Below are 4,023 nucleotides of genomic sequence, written 5' to 3'. Positions count from 1 at the left end.
AAGAACGCCGCAGCGCCTTACGGCGCTGCGGCGTTTTGCTGTGCGGCGAAAAAATGGATTCAGGCGGGATAGATGGCGCCGAGTATGCGCAAGCCTCGCGCGCCGGTGACGCTTGGGCGATTCGCTGCAATGCCTTCAAGGCAGCAATGGGCCAGCCAGGCAAAGGCCATGGCTTCGACCCAATCCGGGTCTACACCGTAAGTGGCCGTGCTGCTAACTTGGGTGTTTGGCAGTAAATCGGCCAGCCGCTTCATGAGTGTGCGGTTGTGCGCGCCGCCGCCGCAAACCAGCAACTCTTGAGTGTTGGTCTGGGCATTTTGCAGCGATTGAACGATGGTCAGGGCAGTCAGTTCGAGTAGTGTTGCCTGCACGTCTTCAGGGGCGAAGACCGGTAAGTGCGACAGGTGCTGGGTCAGCCAGGACAGGTTGAACACTTCACGTCCTGTGCTTTTAGGGCCTTGAGTGACAAAGAAAGGGTCGCCAAGCAGGGCCTTTAGCAGAGCCGGTTCGACTGTTCCGCTGGCAGCCCAAAGACCATCGCGATCAAAGTGCTCGCCCCGTTGCTGATGTATCCAGGCGTCCAGCAATACGTTGCCCGGGCCGCAATCGAAACCGGCTACGGGCTTTTCGGGTTCTATCAGGCTGAGATTGCTGAAGCCGCCGATATTCAGTACGGCGCGATTGCCGACCCGTTCTTCAAACAGTGCTTCGTGAAACGCAGGAACCAGCGGGGCGCCTTGTCCGCCCGCAGCAACATCGCGACTGCGAAAATCGCTGACGACGGCAATGCCGGTCAATTCGCTCAATAGTGCGGGGTTGCCGATCTGCACGGTAAAGCCGCGGGCCGGTTCGTGCCGTATGGTCTGGCCATGGCTACCGATTGCCCGGATAGCTTCAGGTTTGAGCTTCTGTTCGTCGAGCAACGTGTGGACGCCCTGCGCAGCCAGCCTTACCCAGTTTTGTTGGGCAATGGCTGAGCGAGCGATCTCATCGGGCCCGCTGCTGCACAACTCGAGCATTTCGGTGCGCAGGGAGGCGGGCATGGGGATGTAGTGCGTGGCGACCAACTTGATCGCCGGATTCAGTTCGATCAGCGCGATATCCAGTCCATCCAGGCTGGTGCCAGACATCACGCCGATATAGCGCGCCATGGCTTAGCGTTTGCTCGAGGCGAGCATGGTGGCTTTTTCCTGATCCATGCGAGCCATCAAGGGTTGGCTCTGAGCCAGGAAGCGGGAACGCTCGGACTTGGCGATCGGATCGGCCATGGGGAGCTTCTGGCCCAGCGGATCAACGTGAACGCCGTTGACCTGGAATTCATAATGCAAATGCGGCCCGGTGGACAGGCCGGTAGTGCCAATGTAGCCAATCACTTGGCCTTGCTTGACGCTGCCGCCGGTCTTCACGCCTTTGGCGAAGCCCTGCATATGACCATACAGCGTACGGTAAGTGTTGCCGTGCTGGATGATCACGGTGTTGCCATAACCACCCCGACGTCCGGCCAGCAGCACTTTGCCGTCTCCGGCGGCCTTGATTGGCGTGCCGCGGGGAGCTGCGTAGTCGACGCCTTTGTGGGCGCGGATCTTGTTCAGGATTGGATGTTTGCGGCCTACGGAGAATCTTGAACTGATACGGGCGAAATCAACCGGGGTGCGGATGAATGCCTTGCGCATGCTGTTGCCGTCGGCGGTGTAATAGCTGCTGTTGCCCTGTTTGTTGGTGTAGCGCACCGCAGTGTAGGTCTTGCCGCGATTGGTAAAGCGTGCAGAAAGAATAGGGCCGTTGCCGACGCTTTTTCCATTGACCATTTTCTGTTCGTAAATAACGTCGAACTCGTCGCCCTGGCGAATGTCCTGAGCGAAGTCGATGTCGTAGCCAAACACACTGGCCATGTCCATTGTCAGGCTATGGGAAAGGCCGGCGCGTGCAGCCGATTGCGACAATGAGCTGTTGATGACGCCATGGGCGTAGGCTGAGTGCACGGTTGGTTTAGTGATGACGCGGTTGAACGCATAACCCTTGTCGTTTTTGCTCAGGGTGATGCTTTCCAGGTCGCTCAGCTTGGTGTGCAAGCTGGTCAGTTGGCCGTCAGGACTGAGTTCGAACTCGAGTTTCTGCCCCCTCTGTAGCCGAGCGAACTGTTTGGCTTTCTTGTCGCTGGCCAAAACTTCGTGGACCAGGGTCGACGGCAGGCCAACCTTTTCGAAGAGAGTGGAGAGCGTGTCGCCTTTGGCAACTATGACCTCATGGTGGCCCGGGTCCTTCTTTTCTTCGACTGCGGGCTCCGCTTGGGCGGACGCGGGAGTGTCTTCAGCGTTGTTTTCGATCTGCGCGAAGGGGGAGGCCGCGGCCTCGTTTGTGGCTTGGACGGCTTCGGCAGCGTCTTGATCTTGTGTCAGTTGTTCAGCAGGACTTTCCAGTTCGAGACTCAGCGTCGTCTTTTTGGCTTCAACATCGCTGGAAGGAAATACCAGGAGCGCCAGGCTAAGAAGGGCGGCAATACCACTTGCAGCGAGCAGGTGGGTCTTGGGGTAAAGCGGCGGCGCTTTGGATGGTTCTGTGGTCATAGGTAATTTGACTTTTGAAGAGATGAATTGGAAAAGATGAATGACATGATGAAGATGAAATAACTGTATAAAATATAACCAAATCACCTGCGAAGCAAGCCCGCGGACATTCTGTCCGTGGATTGGTGTCCGCGCGCCCGGCAAACCTTGTATTTGGTGCGCGATCTTGTATGGTTGGGTCCCTTTGAATCTGAGCCTTGCGGGTCTGTTATGAAGTCGGTTGAAGAGCAGCTAGCGCTGATCAAGCGTGGTGCAGAAGAGTTGTTGGTCGAGTCCGAGCTGATTGAAAAGCTCAAGCGTGGGCAACCGCTGCGTATCAAGGCTGGTTTCGACCCAACGGCGCCCGATCTGCATCTGGGTCATACCGTGCTTATTAATAAGCTGCGTCAATTTCAGGACCTGGGGCATCAGGTCATCTTCCTGATAGGTGACTTCACTGGGATGATCGGTGATCCGAGTGGCAAGAGCGCGACGCGCCCACCGCTGACTCGCGAGCAGGTTCTTGATAATGCCGAGACCTACAAGACTCAGGTCTTCAAGATCCTTGATCCGGCCAAGACCGAAGTCGCTTTCAACTCCACCTGGATGGATCAGATGGGACCGGCGGATTTCATTCGCCTGACCTCCCAATACACCGTGGCTCGTATGCTCGAGCGCGATGATTTTGACAAGCGCTATAAAACCAGTCAGCCGATCGCCATTCATGAATTCCTCTATCCGCTGGTTCAGGGCTATGACTCGGTCGCATTGCGTGCTGACGTCGAACTCGGCGGTACGGATCAGAAGTTCAACCTGCTGATGGGGCGCGAGCTTCAGCGTGGTTATGGTCAGGAAGCTCAGTGCATTCTGACCATGCCTTTGCTGGAGGGGTTGGATGGTGTGAAGAAGATGTCCAAGTCGTTGGGTAACTATGTGGGTATCCAGGAAGCGCCGGGTGTTATGTACGGCAAGCTGGTTTCCATTCCTGACGTGCTTATGTGGCGTTACTTCGAATTGCTCAGCTTCCGTTCCATGGATGAGATCAACGCATTCCGTGCGGATGTTGAGGCTGGGGCAAACCCGCGGGACATCAAGATCAAGCTGGCTGAGGAGATTGTCGCTCGTTTCCATGGTGAGGAGGCTGCGGCCAATGCCCATCGTGCGGCGGGCAATCGCATGAAGGATGGCGAATTGCCGGATGATCTGCCAGAGATCGAATTGACTGCGGCCGAGGATATGCCGATTGCGGCCGTCCTTAATAAGGCAGGCCTGGTCAAGAATGCTGCGGCCGCGCGAGATCTTCTTGGTTCGGGTGGCGTGCGCATTGATGGTGAGGTGGTGGATCGCGCCTACATATATAAGCTGGGCGCTACCCATGTCTGTCAGGCTGGCAAGAAGGCTTTTGCGCGTATCGTGCTGAAGCCGGAATAAAAGCTGAAATTAATACTTGACGGCAAATTCTGGAAGTCTATAATTC

Annotated in this window: 3 protein-coding genes; 1 reads left to right on the top strand and 2 read right to left on the bottom strand. The window is 56.5% G+C overall.

Going from position 1 to position 4,023, the window contains the following annotated elements; all coding sequences use genetic code 11:
* Positions 1-59: 59 nt before the first annotated feature.
* Positions 60-1,151, bottom strand: coding sequence for an anhydro-N-acetylmuramic acid kinase (locus HU811_RS25710; protein ID WP_186658864.1), 1,092 nt, complete (start codon positions 1,149-1,151; stop codon positions 60-62).
* Between the two features lie 3 nt (positions 1,152-1,154).
* Complete coding sequence (locus tag HU811_RS25705) at positions 1,155-2,567, bottom strand: peptidoglycan DD-metalloendopeptidase family protein (RefSeq protein ID WP_092400995.1); 1,413 nt, start codon at positions 2,565-2,567, stop codon at positions 1,155-1,157.
* Positions 2,568-2,777: 210 nt separating this feature from the next.
* Here HU811_RS25705 and tyrS point away from each other — a divergent pair, with 210 nt between their 5' ends.
* The gene (gene tyrS, locus HU811_RS25700) at positions 2,778-3,977 is read left to right on the top strand and encodes a tyrosine--tRNA ligase (protein WP_076383442.1); all 1,200 of its coding nucleotides are present in this window, start codon (positions 2,778-2,780) and stop codon (positions 3,975-3,977) included.
* Positions 3,978-4,023: the final 46 nt, after the last annotated feature.

The organism is Pseudomonas tehranensis (genome assembly GCF_014268615.1).
Classification (GTDB): domain Bacteria; phylum Pseudomonadota; class Gammaproteobacteria; order Pseudomonadales; family Pseudomonadaceae; genus Aquipseudomonas; species Aquipseudomonas tehranensis.
The sequence above is the reverse complement of the archived record's forward strand: the minus strand, read 5'-3'. Positions and strand labels throughout refer to the sequence as shown.

What these genes read in the sequence shown, in the direction of transcription:
- tyrS (WP_076383442.1), top strand. Translation starts at nt 2,778, where the DNA reads ATGAAGTCGGTTGAAGAGCAGCTAGCGCTGATCAAGCGTGGTGCAGAA.
- HU811_RS25710 (WP_186658864.1), bottom strand. Translation starts at nt 1,151, where the DNA reads ATGGCGCGCTATATCGGCGTGATGTCTGGCACCAGCCTGGATGGACTG.
- HU811_RS25705 (WP_092400995.1), bottom strand. Translation starts at nt 2,567, where the DNA reads ATGACCACAGAACCATCCAAAGCGCCGCCGCTTTACCCCAAGACCCAC.